The organism is Paenibacillus sp. VTT E-133291, from assembly GCF_002264395.1.
In the GTDB taxonomy this organism is placed as follows: Bacteria; Bacillota; Bacilli; order Paenibacillales; family Paenibacillaceae; genus Paenibacillus_AQ; species Paenibacillus_AQ nitricinens.
The window spans coordinates 20,230-36,063 of the sequence record NZ_NFVA01000069.1 but is presented as its reverse complement, the minus strand read 5'-3'; the positions used below and the strand labels follow the sequence as shown (position 1 = coordinate 36,063).

15 protein-coding genes are annotated in these 15,834 nt (G+C 46.4%); 9 read left to right on the top strand and 6 right to left on the bottom strand.

Translation table 11 applies throughout. The annotated features are described in order from the left end of the window. Positions 1-200: 200 nt before the first annotated feature. The 8 genes from wecB to CA598_RS22955 are packed head-to-tail and all read left to right on the top strand — an operon-like array spanning position 201 to position 7,174. The gene (wecB, locus tag CA598_RS22990; protein ID WP_094872670.1) at positions 201-1,295 is read left to right on the top strand and encodes a non-hydrolyzing UDP-N-acetylglucosamine 2-epimerase; all 1,095 of its coding nucleotides are present in this window, start codon (positions 201-203) and stop codon (positions 1,293-1,295) included. Further along, positions 1,285-2,271: a polysaccharide biosynthesis protein gene (locus tag CA598_RS22985; RefSeq protein ID WP_042191479.1), complete on the top strand. Its 987-nt coding sequence runs from the start codon at positions 1,285-1,287 to the stop codon at positions 2,269-2,271. Before wecB ends, CA598_RS22985 begins: the two co-directional genes overlap by 11 nt. Further along, positions 2,268-3,107, top strand: coding sequence for a dTDP-4-dehydrorhamnose reductase family protein (locus CA598_RS22980; RefSeq protein WP_094878005.1), 840 nt, complete (start codon positions 2,268-2,270; stop codon positions 3,105-3,107). Before CA598_RS22985 ends, CA598_RS22980 begins: the two co-directional genes overlap by 4 nt. Continuing rightward, complete coding sequence (locus CA598_RS22975) at positions 3,104-4,087, top strand: SDR family oxidoreductase (RefSeq protein WP_094878004.1); 984 nt, start codon at positions 3,104-3,106, stop codon at positions 4,085-4,087. The genes CA598_RS22980 and CA598_RS22975 overlap by 4 nt, the downstream gene beginning before the upstream one ends. Beyond that, positions 4,084-4,800, top strand: a complete 717-nt coding sequence (locus tag CA598_RS22970) for a glycosyltransferase (RefSeq protein ID WP_094878003.1) — start codon at positions 4,084-4,086, stop codon at positions 4,798-4,800. Before CA598_RS22975 ends, CA598_RS22970 begins: the two co-directional genes overlap by 4 nt. 7 nt (positions 4,801-4,807) lie before the next feature. Next, positions 4,808-5,383 carry a class I SAM-dependent methyltransferase gene (locus CA598_RS22965; protein WP_094878002.1) on the top strand — a complete coding sequence of 192 codons (576 nt, stop codon included), beginning with the start codon at positions 4,808-4,810 and terminating at the stop codon, positions 5,381-5,383. Positions 5,384-5,414: 31 nt separating this feature from the next. Continuing rightward, positions 5,415-6,137 (top strand): glycosyltransferase, encoded by a 723-nt coding sequence (locus tag CA598_RS22960; RefSeq protein WP_094878001.1) that lies wholly within the window; start codon positions 5,415-5,417, stop codon positions 6,135-6,137. Then, a complete protein-coding gene (locus CA598_RS22955) occupies positions 6,134-7,174 on the top strand; it encodes a glycosyltransferase family 4 protein (RefSeq protein WP_094878000.1) in 1,041 nt (346 codons plus the stop codon). Before CA598_RS22960 ends, CA598_RS22955 begins: the two co-directional genes overlap by 4 nt. Positions 7,175-7,237: 63 nt before the next feature. Here CA598_RS22955 and CA598_RS22950 read toward each other — a convergent pair whose 3' ends face one another. After that, positions 7,238-8,308, bottom strand: coding sequence for a glycosyltransferase family 4 protein (locus CA598_RS22950; protein ID WP_094877999.1), 1,071 nt, complete (start codon positions 8,306-8,308; stop codon positions 7,238-7,240). A 202-nt stretch (positions 8,309-8,510) separates the two neighbouring features. Here CA598_RS22950 and CA598_RS22945 point away from each other — a divergent pair, with 202 nt between their 5' ends. Further along, a complete protein-coding gene (locus CA598_RS22945; protein ID WP_094877998.1) occupies positions 8,511-9,620 on the top strand; it encodes a YhcN/YlaJ family sporulation lipoprotein in 1,110 nt (369 codons plus the stop codon). 89 nt (positions 9,621-9,709) lie between these two features. Here the strand turns inward: CA598_RS22945 and nagA are convergent, their stop codons facing one another. The 5 genes from nagA to CA598_RS22920 form a co-directional block, all read right to left on the bottom strand. After that, entirely contained in the window at positions 9,710-10,897 is a 1,188-nt protein-coding gene (gene nagA, locus CA598_RS22940; RefSeq protein ID WP_094877997.1) for an N-acetylglucosamine-6-phosphate deacetylase, read from the bottom strand. Continuing rightward, positions 10,885-11,613 (bottom strand): glucosamine-6-phosphate deaminase, encoded by a 729-nt coding sequence (gene nagB / locus CA598_RS22935; RefSeq protein WP_094872656.1) that lies wholly within the window; start codon positions 11,611-11,613, stop codon positions 10,885-10,887. Before nagB ends, nagA begins: the two co-directional genes overlap by 13 nt. Then, positions 11,613-12,491: a MurR/RpiR family transcriptional regulator gene (locus CA598_RS22930; protein WP_094877996.1), complete on the bottom strand. Its 879-nt coding sequence runs from the start codon at positions 12,489-12,491 to the stop codon at positions 11,613-11,615. The genes nagB and CA598_RS22930 overlap by 1 nt, the downstream gene beginning before the upstream one ends. Positions 12,492-12,727: 236 nt before the next feature. Then, entirely contained in the window at positions 12,728-13,705 is a 978-nt protein-coding gene (locus CA598_RS22925; RefSeq protein ID WP_094877995.1) for a LacI family DNA-binding transcriptional regulator, read from the bottom strand. A 288-nt stretch (positions 13,706-13,993) separates the two neighbouring features. After that, the gene (locus CA598_RS22920) at positions 13,994-15,793 is read right to left on the bottom strand and encodes an FTR1 family iron permease (protein WP_094877994.1); all 1,800 of its coding nucleotides are present in this window, start codon (positions 15,791-15,793) and stop codon (positions 13,994-13,996) included. Between the last annotated feature and the right edge of the window lie 41 nt (positions 15,794-15,834).

The window sequence follows — 15,834 nt, the reverse complement described above, 5'->3', positions numbered from 1 at the left end:
TGTGCAAAGAACGGTAAAAATCCCGTTCATCCAGCCAAATGAGTGAAAAGAGGGGCATAACTGCCCCAGAAAGTGTCTCATCCAGCCGGAAGCGGGCAATTAACGGCATAATTGCCGTAGAATGCCCCATCCCTTTAACCGCTCAGTCCACCCGACGGAGTCAAGTCAGACCATCATCAAACAGGCAGGGGAGTGAACTCATGAAGATCATGACGATTTTAGGCACGAGGCCTGAAATCATCCGCCTCAGTGTTATCATTCCGCTTCTCGACGAACATGCTGAGCGGCACATCCTGGTGCATACCGGCCAGAACTTCACCGCCAGTCTCAGCGGCATTTTCTTTGCAGAGCTGGGACTGCGGGCACCGGATTATGTGCTGCAGGATAAGCAAGCAGGACTCGGCGGCCAGCTTGCCGCCATGTTCGGAGGGCTAGAGAGCATTTTACAGAAAGAACAGCCAGACCGTGTCTTGCTTCTGGGGGATACGAATAGCGCGTTATGCGCGATTTTGGCGGAACGAATGGGTATTCCGGTGGTGCATATGGAGGCAGGCAACCGCTGCTATGACCTAAAAGTGCCCGAAGAGAAAAACCGCCGTGTCATAGATGCCGTTTCGACCATTAATATGCCATATACACAGCAGAGCAAAAGACATCTAATCAGCGAAGGCTTCCCAAGCAGACGTATTGTGTTAACAGGAAATCCGATTCATGAGGTCATGACTCATTTTGGAGCAAAAATCCAGGCCAGCAGCATTCTGGAGCAGCTGAATCTTACCTCAGGGCAGTATTTCCTAGTCACAGCACATCGTGCAGAGAATGTAGATGATCCAGAGTCCCTTGTACAAATTATGTCAGGTCTTAACGCAGTGGCTGAGCATTTTGGAATTCGTTTAATATGCAGCATTCATCCTCGCACTCGCTCCAAACTAACCGAGCAATTTTCTCTTCCAATGAATCCTCTCGTTGAATTTCATGAGCCCTTCGGATTTTTTGATTTTGTTTATTTGGAACAGCATGCCTTATGTGCCATTACCGATAGTGGGACTGTACAGGAGGAATGCTGCTTGATGAAAGTACCAACCGTTACGATTCGCAGAACAACGGAGCGTCCAGAAACGGTGGATTGCGGAAGTAATGTGGTATCAGGTGTAGACCAGAAAAGTATTCTACGTAGCGTCAAGCTGATGACGGCACTTCGTCGGGATTGGGAAGCTCCGGAAGGGTACTTGACTCCGGATGTTTCGGTAAAGGTAGTTAAATTTTTGCTTGGAGGGAACCTGCATGTTCAATAATAAACGGATTGTGGTCACAGGCGGCACCGGTTCCTGGGGGCATGAGCTGATTAGGCAACTTCTGCCGCAAAATCCTAAGGAAATCATCGTATTCTCCCGCAGTGAGTCCGCTCAGGTGGCGATGAGCCGGGAGTTCGAGGATCAACGTCTCAGCTTTATCATTGGCGATATCCGTGACAAGGATGCGCTGATCGCCGCCTGCCGCGGCGTTGATTATATCTTCCATTTGGCGGCGCTCAAACATGTTCCGGTCTGTGAAGATCAGCCCTATGAAGCGCTCAAAACCAATGTTGTAGGCACTCAGAATGTGATCGAAGCAGCCATTGTGAATGGCGTTGAGAAAGCCATCTACATTTCTACGGATAAGGCTGCAAACCCGTCGAACTTCTATGGAATGACCAAAGCGATTGGGGAAAAATTGTTCGTCTATGCCAATCTAATTGGCTCAAACACCCGCTTTGTAACCGTACGTGGAGGGAATGTGCTCGGAACGAACGGCAGCGTAGTACATTTGTTCATGAAGCAGATCAAGGACAAGGGACAGGTACGTATTACCGATATGAAAATGACCCGCTTCTTTTTTACCCTGCGCGATGCGATTACGTTGTTATTTAAAGCTTCTGAGGTTAGCTTAGGTGGAGAAATCTTTGTCATGACGATGCCTACCTGCCGGATTATCGACCTGGCTGAGGTATTAATCGAGGCCTCAGGAGAGCCGAATGTAAGTATTATTGAGACCGGAATTCGTCCGGGGGAGAAAATACACGAGATTCTAATGAGCGATTTCGAAAGCTTAACAACCGTTGTCTACGATGAACAGTATCTAGTGATCCTCCCTACACTGAACATGCCAGAGTTAAAGGCACATTATAGCGCTTATCCTCATGTCTCTTTTAATAGCTTCAGCTCCGAGACGAATCTAATGGATCAGGAAGAGATCAAAAGCATCTTGATTCGAGGAGGGTTCCTGCAATGAAGCTGCTTATCCTTGGTGGAAACGGTATGGCGGGGCATATGCTGGCGGATTATTTCCGCCGCCAGGGCAAGCATCACGTCTTCCATACAACCCGGGATAAGAGCGATCTTGGCGGGCTGTATGTAGATGCGAACGATATAGCCGGAGTAGAGAAGCTGGTCGATATCGTCTCCCCTCATTGCATCATTAATGCGATGGGGGTACTCAATCAATTCGCAGAACGTGACAAAATTGGCGCTTACCACGTGAATGGCTTTCTTCCTCATCACTTGTGGCGGATGGCGGAAGTTGTGCATGCAAGACTTATTCATATCAGTACCGACTGCGTGTTTGAAGGAACACGCGGGGGGTACACAGAAGAGGATGTTCCTGATGGAACCTCTGCCTACGCGATTTCGAAAAGTCTTGGTGAGGTGCGGCAATCTGGACATCTTACGATCCGCACTTCGATTATTGGTCCGGAAATCCGCCCGGATGGCATTGGCTTGATGGATTGGTTTCTGGCACAGCATGGTCAGGTGTCAGGATACCGCAGGGTGATGTGGAACGGAGTCACTACACTCCAATTAGCTAAGGCAATGGATACGCTGCTGGACTCCACGGTATCGGGGCTGATCCATTTAGCGCATCCGAAGCCAGTAAGTAAGTATGAGCTGCTTCAGCATATTCAGGCTGCTTTTCATAAAGAGGATGTGGAAATCATCCCTGAGGATGAACATGTTCAGGATCGAACATTAGTGAATACAAGAACGGATGTTAATTTGCCGTTGCCTTCGTACCCATTGATGCTGCAAGAGCTGGCTGACTGGATGAAACAGTCAGAGATGTCGCCATGAAAGGTCAAAAACTACTGATTACCGGGGCTGCCGGATTCACTGGTCGACATGCCGTTCATTTGTTCTTGGCAGGAGGTGCTGAGGTTACCGCTGTGGTGCGTCCGTCATCGACAGCGGGTGCCCTGGCTTCCGCTTTGTTTCCAGAAGGAGTAAAGGTTTATTACTGTGATTTAAGCAATCGGAAGGCCGTAGCTGAGATGATCAAGGAAACTACGCCGGAGGCAGTTCTTCATTTGGCAGGAAACAACTCGGTGCCCGAGTCTTGGCGTAACCCTTTGCTCTTTATGGAGACGAATGTGATGGCTACGTTATATTTGCTCGAAGCCATGCGAAGTCTGCCTGCCAGTCGAGTTCTTGTAGCAGGCTCACGGCTTAAATTCAAACCGGGTGTGGTGGCAGGACCCCCACACCCATATAGCCTCAGCAAAACAATAGAAGAGCTGGTGTCTCTGGCGTGGGGGACGCTGTTTAAACAGCCTGTTCTGCTGGCTGAGCCCTGTAACCTAATCGGTCCCGGTCCTTCTACTGGTTTCTGCTCTTTAATGGCACAGCATATTGTTCGTAGTGAAGTAAATGCAGGAGAAGAAATCCCTCCCTTTAAACTTTCATCTCGCTATGCATTACGTGATTTTTTGGATGTACGCGATGCTGTAAGAGCTTATGACTTTATTTTGCGCGAAGGTACTAATGGAACCATTTATCAAATTGACTCAGGGACACAACGGCAACTTGGGGATATTGCGGAGCAGCTTCTAAGCCGCTCCAGTGCTTCAATTCCGATGGACTGGGGACCAGCACAAGCTGCTCTCTCTATTCCGGTTAACGGAGTGACGGGGGATAAACTAATAACTTCAGATCCCTCTGTAACACCTGAAGAAAATGTATCTTCACTGGGCTGGAAGCCGGGAATTGAGTTTAGTCAGTCCTTAACAGATATTTTGGAATATTGCCGCGTGAACTGGGAAGGACGGATGTTATGAGACCGAAAGTATCGGTAGTGATTCCTTTTTACAACTGCCCTTATATAGAACATGCCTTGCAAAGTGTGCTTTCTCAGTCTTGGGAGCCTTACGAGATCATCGTCGTCGATGACGGCTCGACCGTTCATGCAGATCTGATTAGACCGTATTTTCCGCGAATTCATTATTTGGGGAAAAGTAACGGAGGGACTGCCTCCGCACTGAATCACGGCATTTTGCATGCAACCGGAGACTATGTGGCCTGGCTCAGCTCAGATGACTTATTCTATCGAGACAAAATCAATAATCAGGTGCTGTTCATGGAGCAGAACAACCTGTTCATCTCCTATACCAACTTTCATTTTATTAACGCTCAATCTCAATTAACTCAGATGAACGCCGCAGTTCTGTTTCCCAATCAGTTAGAATATTTACGTTGCTTTCTGCAAGGTAACCCTATTAATGGCTGTACGGTGATGTTCAAAAGAGAGGTATTTGGAGCAATTGGGCTATTTGATGAATCACTACCCTATACACATGACTATGATTTATGGTACCGCGCGATTCTGAACGGGTATGCACCTGTGATGCTGAATCAGTCACTCACTGCTTACCGTAATCATGAAGGGATGGGGACGCTTAAGTATTATGATGTCATTATGGCAGAGGCAGCTGCAACCAACGCTCGCTACAAGGGTCCGCTCCAACACTTGATCTCTTCTATGGGGGGGTAAGAAGGTTATGTACCGGGAAATTGAAGTGAATGACTTTCTACCAATCTTATTGGAGCAGTTGAAATTCTGCGAAAGTATACTGGATATCGGCAGCGGCACCGGTACCCTGCTTGAAAGGTATGAAGCCGTAGTTGTCCTAGGACTAGAAATTCACAGACCTTACCTGCTGCATCGTGAATATAAATCACCTCACATCATTCCAGTGCATGGGGATGCTAGTCATATGGATAAATTATTTCTTCCTAAGACGTTCTCGGCAGTCACTTTTATCGATTCCATAGAACACTTTGAAAGGAAGGAAGGACAGAGATTACTCGGGATGGCCGAGAGAATCGCCTATAATCGGGTAGTCGTGTTTACACCTCGGGGTTTTTTTCCGCAGGAGGGAACGGACCATTATCATTTGCAAGGAGAACATTATCAAAAGCATCGGAGCGGATGGGAGCCGCAGGACTTTATAGAGCTGGGGTATGCTGTAACTGTACTTAAAGGCTTTCATCATGCTCAAAATCCATCGTTTCGTGAGGCGTATGGTGAAGGCCATGCTCCGGTAGATGCCTTATTAGCTTGCAAAACAGTATAAAGAGCGAGCTTCAGGTGAAGGAGGTGAGCGCATGAGTGAAGAACCTAAAGTGTCGGTGATCATTCCTTTTTATAACTGCCCATATGTGGATCTCGCCATCCAAAGCGTGTTGAAACAAAGTTATTCGAACATAGAGATCATAGTAATCGATGATGGATCTACGCTTTGGATGGAGAAGCTTGAGCCCTTCAGGGATAAGATTAGTTATATACGAAAAAGCAATGGAGGAACGGCCTCCGCACTAAACAAAGGGATAGAAGTGGCTACTGGAACCTATTTTGCTTGGCTAAGTGCTGACGATCTATTTCATCCGAATAAAATCAAAAACCAGATGCAAATGCTCAAAAGCACAGGGACTTTGTTTAATTATACTGCCTATTATTATATAAATGAGCAGGGTGAGCGGATTTCCGAAACGATAAGTATGATTTTTAACAGCAGGGCCCATTTTATTGAGACTATGATGTTGGGCTGCCCGGTAAATGGAAGTACGGTTCTTCTCCATATGGAGATCTTTTGTGCAGTTGGGAAATTTAGCGAGAAATTGTTGTATACACAAGATTATGATCTATGGCTACGTATTTTGCCGTATTATACATGGTCTTATGTAGAGGAACCGCTGCTTGATTACCGAGTTCATAACGAAATGGGCTCAGTGATTCACAAAGAGGAGCAGAAAAAGGAGATTGAGCAGGTACAAGCAAGACATCGCCGGGTTCTATCACGCTTGTTGCAAAAGGAGAGAGGGAAATGAAATTAATATTTCCTGTTCTAACTCTAACTAGGGGCGGGGCGCAGCGTATGCTCACGGAGCTGGCTAATCGTCTGACAGAAATGGGTCATGAAGTGACGATCCTCTTACCCAGTGATGGTGTCGTAGAATACGAGATGAGATGTAAACTGATCTATGCAAAAGAAGGAGAACTGGCAGCAAGCGATTTTCCTGCAGGAGATGTGATTATCTCCAACTTCTATACCACAGTCGAGGTATCACAGCGGGCAAGTGAAGAGGGGAAAGGTATTCATGTTCGATTGGCGCTTTGTTATGAGCCTGCCTTTTTACCTGACAATAGCCGTTCTTTTTCATCGTATAATATTGCACCTAACTTACTCGTTCTATCACACTGGCAACAAGGAATTGTCCAGATGAACCATGGGATTAAAGGGAGAATCGTGCCGATCGGAGTAGGTCCTGTTTTTAAAAATACGAAAATCCGTGATCGTAATAAAAGGCTGGTAATTTCCGCGATTATGCGAAAACCAGAGGGTGGATTCTCAGCTCACCGTGAGCAGGATTATTTACTTCAGCAATTAAATAAGGTTAAAGCCTACCATCCTGAGGTCGAAATATATTTAATTTCTCCTCCCGGAGAACAAGCGGAATCTACAACACTACAAGCCCTAGTGAACGACGAACGTTACCAAATAAGAACTCCAGCGAATGATACAGAACTCTGTTTCCACTATAGTGAGAGCGATATTTTTGTAAGTTCGAGCACGTATGATACAGGTTCGTTACCAGGGATCGAGGCCATGCGTTGTGGTGCAGCACTCGTTACGGTTTACGCCGGTGGGAATAAGGAATATTGTACACATGGTCATAACTGCTTAATGTCCTACCGATTTGAGAATCGGCTTGCAGATGACATTATAACCTTAATCAGAGACCCGTCTTTACGTCAACGATTGGCTCGTAAGGGGGAAGAGGTTTCACAGGAGTTCACTTGGGAAAAAAGTACACGAATATTTCAAAATATGTTATTTGAGATTGTATCAAGAAATCCATCTTAGTATGTCCCAAAATTATAAAGAACCTTCAAATCCACATAAAGTGGTTTGAAGGTTCTTTTGCAGTTAAAAGATGGCAAAGGAGTTCATCATTTCACGAAAAGACTGCGCATATTTTTCCGTACCGTAACGTGAAACCATATAAATTCTTCCTTGCTGACGGAGTGCATTTCGCAGTGATATATTGTTCATTAGCTCTAGCCCTTCATTGACGGCCGTTTGTATGTTGCCAAGAGGATAAAATTTACCTGAAATATTATGCACAATAAAAGATCTAACGCCGTCGGAATCCGTGCTAAGCACGGGACAAGTACAGCAAATAGCTTCCGCAACGGCATATCCAAATCCCTCTGTAACAGAAGTGGATAACAGGAACCCTCCAGAATTAGCTATGGAGGAATAATAAATGGGCATCACATGGTTAGGGATGTTGGTAAAGGTACTTAGACGGTCGTTCAGACCTAACCTATGCAATTCTTCTTGGAAGAGCTGCTTTTGATCCTCTGTGGCTAATTCAGGATCATGAAACATCCATAGATGAAGGTTTGGTTTGTGAAGGCGAATTTGATGGGCAATTTTCAAATACTCCCGCCAATTTTTGTTGCTTTCCAGACGCCCGACCCAAGCGATGACCGGATCAGCCGGAGGATCGGCAGGGATATGCTGAAAGGACTGAACATCAACAATATTGGGAATGACATACCGATGTAGCCATGGACAGATTTCAATAAACAGCTCCAGTAAATGATCCGTTGGTGGGATTAAGACTGCGTTACAGTAGGAGCGGAAATAAGGGATAGCGTCTTTGATTAGATCTTCCGCATGGTTCCGTTTTCCAAGTCCTTGAGATTCGTATATCAAAATACCGCCATAACCGAGCTCGCGCAGACGCTTAAGCAATAAATAATCGGATGTAACAATAATGGCATCATAGTTATGTGTCTCAAGAACTTCTTTAATCTCCTCATCTAAAGAGGAAATGAAGACCGGAAAGTTAGCCTTATTCTGGCTTCCTGAACCAGGCATTAGATATAAAACATGACATTCGATCCCATTCCGCTGGAGACTCTCACACCGCAGCTTATTTAAAGTTTCCACCCCGCCACTCGGTATATAAAACGTGAATAAAACTTTCATGCACGTGCCTCCTGACTTTTGCGGAGCAATACCGACTTCGTTGAAATACGGCTTACTGTTTATAAGATACGCCGATGTGCTTTCGCAGGTGACGGTAAACAGACATAGTTCCAAATCCTTTCAGGATAGCTTGTTCTTCGGAAGGTCATGCTAACGACTGTTACGCTGCACACATACAACAATAGAGATGGAGGATGAATTCATGATGCGATCCAAGATCAGCAAGTCAGTTTCAGCCGCATTACTTCTAGGCTTGGTGAGTATTACAGGGTGTGGGACGAACACGGCAGAAAAGACTAATGTGCAAACAAATAGTGTCCGTGGGGTAAATGACGGACGTATCGGTGTAAACTCCGTACGCGGAGGAACAATGGGTACGCATAATATCACTAAAATGGAGGTCAGTCAGGAGCTTGCTGATCGTATTGCTGCTATGCCTGAAGTTCGTACAGCGAACGTAATGCTTGCAGGTAAAAATGCGTATGTCGCCGTAACGTTACATGATACAACTACCGGTCTTCGGGCCAAAGGTACTACATCGTATCGAGCCAAATCATCTACAGTTCCACACAATTATGGACCGACTGGAGTAATGTCGGGTACAGGAAGAGTGAAAATAGGGCGCGATGGAATGAATGATACAGGGGCCGTAACGAATGGAACGAACGGAGCTCTGAGAGGCACTGTGAATACAGTCCCTGGTACAACAAGCACTGGACCTGCAACACTTGGCATGGGTACTCACAGAAATGGAACAACCGGAATGGGAAGTCTGGGAACAGGTACTGGGACAACGGGGACCAGAACCCATACTTATAATAATGGACCTCTGCTGAATAGCAACGGTTCGAAACGTGATGTCAATATGGGAATGGGCATTGGTAATGGAATGGGCATGGGAACTAGAAATTCTACCGGAACCGGAACCGGATCAGGGATGACAGATGGTTTGGGGACTGGAATGGGTATTCGCAGTACCACTCCAAACTACACCAATAGTACTCATGGTACGAATTATAGAAGTAATTCAACTCACATGAACGGTACTCATTCGACTCACATGAACAATACAAATAACACGATGAATATGAAAGAAACAGATACGGTTACTAAAGAAATTAAAGCGAAAATCGCTGCTGAAGTTAAAAAACATGATGCAACAATTAAGGATGTATATGTATCAGCAAACCCAGACTTTGTAGAGCGTGTTAACGTTTATGCAGAAGAGGCCCGTGCGGGTCATCCGATCAAGGGCTTTGTGGATGAATTCCGAACGATGGTTGAGCGAATTTTCCCAACGCGTAATTATTAATCAATAGTTCGATTTTATAAACAAAAAAAAAGCAACAGTCCTCTCCTTTGTGGCGAGAATTGTTGCTTTTTTATTATATAGCCACCTTATTAAATGGTAATTGGGCGACCGCCAATCCATACGCCTCGCAAATTCAATTCAGCGTCAAGACGCAGGATATCACCGCGTTTTCCGGCTTCCAAGGTACCGATGGAACGCTCCATTCCAATGGATATCGCCGGAGTAAGGCTTGCAGCATGGGAGGCCTCTTCTAGGCTGAGCCCTACTTCCTGTATGAGATAACGGAAGCCACGAATCATGGTAAGTGTACTACCTGCCAAAGCGGCAGGGTTATCTTTAAGTGTTGCGATGCCATCTTGAACTAGCACAGGTAAATCACCGATCGTATATTCACCATCACTTAGACCTGTTGCAGACATGGCATCTGTAATCAATAACAAATTGTTATCTTTTTTTAGATTAGCCACTAGAGAAATCGCTGCAGGATGAACATGTATGCCATCGGCGATGATCTCCGCACGTATGCGTTTATCGAATAGTACAGCACCAGCAGCTCCAGGCTTGCGGTGATGTAGTGGTGTCATTGCATTAAACATATGCACGGCTTGATTTAATCCGGCATCTGCCGCAGCTATAACCTCTTCAAAGGAAGCATCAGTGTGACCAAGAGCCGCGGTAATACCATGCTTACGTAGCCAGAGGATAGCTTCTAGTGCACCTTCACGTTCCGGAGCCAATGTGACTTGCCGGATCATGCCTGGATAATCATTCTCCCATTGTTCCAGCCACTCAATATTAGCCAGAACAATATGCTCAGGATTCTGAGCTCCAGACCATTTCGGGCTGATGAATGGTCCTTCCAAATGCATGCCCACGATTTGTGTGTATGGCATCTCAGTAGCGCGATATGCGTTTATTTCAACAAAGACTTGGTCAATGGCTGACTTAGAGGCAGTCATAGTTGTAGCCAGCATGGTAGTTGTTCCCTGGGAGCTGTGAAATTTAGTGATGGTATTTAAAGATTCAGCATCACTATACATAAAGTCGTGGCCAGCTCCACCATGTACATGCACATCCACAAATCCAGGGATAAGCAGGTCTTCCGAAGCTTGACCACTAGCAGGCCAGTGAGCGTAAATCTCTGGAAGCCATGCTGCCTCGCCGGCATAATGAATCTGCTCACGAGATACTGCAATTACGCCATGCTTAATTAATCCTTGGGGGGTTAGCACCTTACCAAACAGTAATTTTCCTAGCGCTTCGTTTATTTCAGCCATTTTCCTGCTCCTTCATCTACAAGGACAATTACATTCGGATGGCTTTGCAGTAAAGATGCAGGGCACTGGGTAGTAATCGGACCTTCAACGGCATTCCGGATGGCTTCAGCTTTGCCGGCACCACGTACTAACAATAGAATCTGGCGAGCTTTCAGAATGTCGCCGATGCCCATAGTGACTGCTTGCCGTGGTACATCGTCCAAAGAGTCGAAGAATCTGGCATTTGCTTCCAGTGTGTCTTCAAGCAAATCAACGACATGTGTTTTGCTGCTCAGATTAGCATCTGGTTCATTAAAACCAATATGCCCGTTGCTTCCAATCCCAAGGATCTGCAAGTCAACCGGTCCGTTCTCTTCCAGCATTTTGTCGTATGCGCGGCACTCCGCTTCCATATCTGCAGCATTGCCGTTAGGGATATGTGTCTGCCCTGGGTCAATATCAATATGATTGAATAATTGCTCGTTCATGAAACTGCGATAGCTTTGCGGATGATCAACAGGAAGTCCGACATACTCATCAAGATTGAAGGAAGAAGCTTTCGAGAAGCTTACAAGTCCTTTTTGGTGCATTTCAACCAATTTGGCATAAACACCAACTGGGGAACTCCCGGTCGCTAGACCGAGCACCGCTTTTGGATTGCTTTGAAGCAGGCTGGCAATTAGGTTCGCACCCGTTTGTACAAAATCTTCATCACTGTTGAATTTAAGAATATTCATTAAGATTGACCTCCTCGTTTGTTTCGGTAATGTTGGACATTCAAATAAGATTGCTCCAGTCTAGGAATAAAATCCCCAAAACGGGTGCTGACCATTCCAGTAAACAAAATATCAATGATGTGTAGCTGGGCAATTCGTGAGGCCATATCTCCTCGGCGCATTCCTTTTTCCAGAGAAGAGGAGAACAGTGGAATATCAGCCAGAGTTGCCAAGGGGCTGCTGCCGTAAGAGGTTAAAGCGATTGTGCTTGCTCCGCTGGCTTTGGCACAAGTTAAAGAATCAATGGTCTCTGGGGTTTCCCCGGAATACGATACTGCGAATACGACATCGCCTTCAGAGAGCGAAGAGGCAGATGTAATCTGCATATGGGAATCGGCGAAAGCGGTGCAATTCACGCCAATGCGGATCAGCTTCTGATAGAAATCCTGTGCAACAATGGAGGAAGTTGCCATGCCGTAAAGATCCACTCGCCTTGCTTGGCACAATAAATTAACGGCTGCTTGTAATCGTTCCAGATCTAGGAGTGAAGTCGTATCCCGAATGGAGGTCAGGTGGTTCGTTTGCATCGCTTCCACAATAACGGAAAGCGGATTACCTGCAACGATATCTTGATAAGAAGAACCGCCATCCTGAGGCCCTGCATCGCTATGAGCAATTTCAGCTGCCAGCTTTACTTTGAAATCTGGGAAGCCTTTAAAATGCAGAACCTTACAAAAACGTGTGATAGTAGCAGGACTAATACCGCATTGCTCTGCGAGTTCTGTGATGCCCATATGAACGATTTCACCTGGCGATGACAGGATCCGTTCCGCCAGCTTGCGCTCCATTTGGGAGAGCTTGGACTTTTCATGCTCAAGTGCATATAAAATTGGGGACATCCATTCACCTCGACTTCTAATGTAGCTTTTTAAAATTATTTTTAAAATTATTTATTGAAATAAGAAAATTATTTTCATATTCAGAATAAAACAAAATCTAACCGGATGCAAGGGGTAAAAATGAATACAATAAGGATAAAATGCGAGAATTATTAGTCTCTCTTCTATTTAAATAAAAACGGCCCACTCACAGAAGACTGCGAGGTGGACCGTTTTTGAACAATAACTGAATCGAGCTATACCGTAGAACGTTCAATAATGCGATACTCAAGCTTACGGTGTACAGGATGACTATCATTATTTTGGATCTGATCATAGATGATCCGAAAAGCTGTAACACCCATTTCAGGTAACTGGTTATCTATGGTGGTGAGACCTAAAGTTCGTCCGATCGGCTGGTCGTCAAATCCGATGACCGCCAGATCCTCAGGAATACGGATTCCGTTCTTCCACGCTTCGATGATCAGACCGGATGCCACATGATCGCCTGATATAATCAGGGCATTGGGTCGCTTATTCATTTTCAGCAGTTGGTGCAATACACGACCGCCATCCTCTTCATTCATACAGTCATACATCATCCATTCTTCATGAAAAGGCTGTCCGGTAGCGGCTAGAAAGTCACTAAAGGCAATTTGCCGGATGGAACTACTGCTGCCGTGCTGCCTGCCTTCACAGTAACCGATCTGTTGGTACCCCTTGTCACTCAAGTACTGCAGGCCGGAACGAAAAGCAGAATAATGCTCAATATACACGGAAGAGAAGCGGCATTCGCCTCTATCTTGGCAGATGACTATCGGGCCATATGCTGTATATTCTTCAATGACTTCTGAGCTCATTCTCGTAGATACAATTACCACGCCGTCAATTTCTTTGTTGCGCAGCATCTCCAGTACCTTGAGCTCTTCTTCATGACGATAATTGGTCTGGCACAGAATGAGTCGGTAATGCGCTAGCAGCGCTTCTTGGGCTAAGCCTCCAATAATTACAGAGAAATAAAAAAGGTTGATGTTAGGGATAATAACTGCAATGGCTTGGGTACGGCCGGTAATTAGATGTACGGCGTTCATATTACGCGTGTAGTTTAATTTTTCTATGGTATTTAGGACAATGGTTCTTTTGGCTTCACTTACATAAGGATGATTATTGAGTACTCGCGAGACCGTTGTCACGGAAACACCAGCCATACGGGCGATTTCTTTTATATTAGCCATTCGAGAACAACAGCCTCCCTTTGATGCTTGTGTGTTGTATATAGTCTTTTTATTCTATTATATCGTCCGTAAATTACATCGCAAATAAAAAGCTTGCTATGGAATCCATTTCATAAATTAGACTGTAGTTGCAAGAGATTACCGGACTAAACCGGCGTAACCTAACGGGCGTGACGGACCGGTATTATCTAGTTTCATTTCTAATATAAAGGCCATAGGATCGGCTTCATTTAAAATTTACAAAAAACGGTTATCATCGTTAAAGATGACAACCGTTTTTCTTTGTAGCTATACAGTTTGTGACGCTTTTGGTGCTCTATTGCGCAGTATCTCCCACACAATAAATGCAAGGATAAGCAGCTGAGGCACTAAAGTTTCCCAAGTTGGATACATCCCTAGCCAGCTAATAGAAGGTAACCCATCCTGTACATGTGCGGGTAGTTTCCCTGCGACTTGAAGGGAGTGAATGCTCTCTCCAAGAAAGCGGAATACTAAATAGTAAATAAGAAGTGTAGCTGTACGGAAGAAGGCGGCAATCGGCAATTTCGCACTTAAGGCAATAATTGCGTAACCTACAACTCCTAGAATCACTAGAGCACTACCGATCCCTAGCAGCAATTGAGACACTTTAATGGAAGGGGCCATCCCTACATAAAAAATGGTGGTTTCTGCTCCTTCACGTAAAATCGCAAGCGCTGCTACGGAGGACAAAGACCAAAGATTGCCCTTTGCTAATGCTCCATCCACTTGCCGTCCAACATAGTTGTTCCAATTTGCGGTATTTGATTTACTATGCAGCCAGCGTCCAATGGTAAGCATCATAATGACGGCTACAAGACCTGTGATGCCTTCAATCATCTCGCGTGCTCCACCAGAAGCTGCGCGGGAAATGGTATAGGTGAGTATAACGGCTAATGCGATACTTGCTACAAGTCCTACAGCTGCGCCAGACCAAATCCATTTCTGTGCTTTTGTGTTGCCATCACGCTTCAGGTAGGCAAGAAGGGCAGACAATACGAGGATCGCTTCCAGTCCTTCACGCAGAAGAATTAGCGCAGCATCCCAAGCGTTATAGGTTGTCTCACCAGCCAAAGGAGTCAGCTCAGTGACCATATTATCCATGATCTTTAAGGCTTGATCTAGCTTAGGTGGATTAGAGAGCAGGTAGCCAGTGACTGCTGCACTTTCGTTCTCAATATTGGTATAGACCGCTGGAGATGCAATCTGTACTTGTCCTTCAGCAGAAGGCCAATCTACGATGAATTGCTCCATGATATTAGCTGCTTCTGCGCTCTTTCCTGCTTTGGCAGTGGAAGAAGCTTTGTTGAGATGGCTGATCAATCCTTCAATAGATGCTGGTTTACCGGAAGTATCTCCAGCATCTATTGCTTTGCCTTCACTGTAATCGGCAAGCAGCTGATACAAGGCTTCGGCTTCTGATTTCGCCGACTCCTCACGGAGCGGTTCTGCCTGCAGCGCGATGCGCAGCAGGCTAATCTTCGTCTCCAGCAAGCTGTAGACGGCGGAATTGTCGGCCCGGATGTTGCGCTCTGCCGGCTTCCATCCGCTGACGATGTCGCGGTACGCTGCCGCTGCCGCGTTCCAGTCGGCGCTGCGCACCGCATCCCGCGTGCGCTCTGCCGCGGGCAACAGTTTCGCCGCCGTCTCTTGGCCGGCGGCTCCGGTGTCACCGCCGTCCGTGCCGGTGGCGGCGGTGACATACGCGTCCACGCTTCTTGCGAGCGTGGACAGTGCCGTTTTGGCGGGCGCACCATCGCCCGCCGCAAGGGCCGCCGCCGCGTCTGCAAGCGCGGCGTCAACGGCGGCAGCCGGACCGGCAAGTGCCGGGTCCGGCGTATTCGCGTTCGCGGTGCGCCACAGCGCTGCGAACGCTTCTACATCGGCCGCGGCCGCGTCCCAGCGGCTCTGGCCGGCTTCGACGAGCGCGCTGCCGACAGGCGGCAGCAGCTCGTCGACCGGGCCATCACCCTCCGCCCCCGCCGGGTTAGACAGCATCAGCATACATATGATGCTAAACAGAATCAGTCCGGCTGCCTTCGATAGCAGCCGTTTATTAAGAGAGTACATCGGGATAATCCCCTTTCAATAATGGACAGGAACATTTGATT

What these genes read in the sequence shown, in the direction of transcription:
- wecB (WP_094872670.1), top strand. Translation starts at nt 201, where the DNA reads ATGAAGATCATGACGATTTTAGGCACGAGGCCTGAAATCATCCGCCTC.
- CA598_RS22985 (WP_042191479.1), top strand. Translation starts at nt 1,285, where the DNA reads ATGTTCAATAATAAACGGATTGTGGTCACAGGCGGCACCGGTTCCTGG.
- CA598_RS22980 (WP_094878005.1), top strand. Translation starts at nt 2,268, where the DNA reads ATGAAGCTGCTTATCCTTGGTGGAAACGGTATGGCGGGGCATATGCTG.
- CA598_RS22975 (WP_094878004.1), top strand. Translation starts at nt 3,104, where the DNA reads ATGAAAGGTCAAAAACTACTGATTACCGGGGCTGCCGGATTCACTGGT.
- CA598_RS22970 (WP_094878003.1), top strand. Translation starts at nt 4,084, where the DNA reads ATGAGACCGAAAGTATCGGTAGTGATTCCTTTTTACAACTGCCCTTAT.
- CA598_RS22965 (WP_094878002.1), top strand. Translation starts at nt 4,808, where the DNA reads ATGTACCGGGAAATTGAAGTGAATGACTTTCTACCAATCTTATTGGAG.
- CA598_RS22960 (WP_094878001.1), top strand. Translation starts at nt 5,415, where the DNA reads ATGAGTGAAGAACCTAAAGTGTCGGTGATCATTCCTTTTTATAACTGC.
- CA598_RS22955 (WP_094878000.1), top strand. Translation starts at nt 6,134, where the DNA reads ATGAAATTAATATTTCCTGTTCTAACTCTAACTAGGGGCGGGGCGCAG.
- CA598_RS22950 (WP_094877999.1), bottom strand. Translation starts at nt 8,308, where the DNA reads ATGAAAGTTTTATTCACGTTTTATATACCGAGTGGCGGGGTGGAAACT.
- CA598_RS22945 (WP_094877998.1), top strand. Translation starts at nt 8,511, where the DNA reads ATGATGCGATCCAAGATCAGCAAGTCAGTTTCAGCCGCATTACTTCTA.
- nagA (WP_094877997.1), bottom strand. Translation starts at nt 10,897, where the DNA reads ATGGCTGAAATAAACGAAGCGCTAGGAAAATTACTGTTTGGTAAGGTG.
- nagB (WP_094872656.1), bottom strand. Translation starts at nt 11,613, where the DNA reads ATGAATATTCTTAAATTCAACAGTGATGAAGATTTTGTACAAACGGGT.
- CA598_RS22930 (WP_094877996.1), bottom strand. Translation starts at nt 12,491, where the DNA reads ATGTCCCCAATTTTATATGCACTTGAGCATGAAAAGTCCAAGCTCTCC.
- CA598_RS22925 (WP_094877995.1), bottom strand. Translation starts at nt 13,705, where the DNA reads ATGGCTAATATAAAAGAAATCGCCCGTATGGCTGGTGTTTCCGTGACA.
- CA598_RS22920 (WP_094877994.1), bottom strand. Translation starts at nt 15,793, where the DNA reads ATGTACTCTCTTAATAAACGGCTGCTATCGAAGGCAGCCGGACTGATT.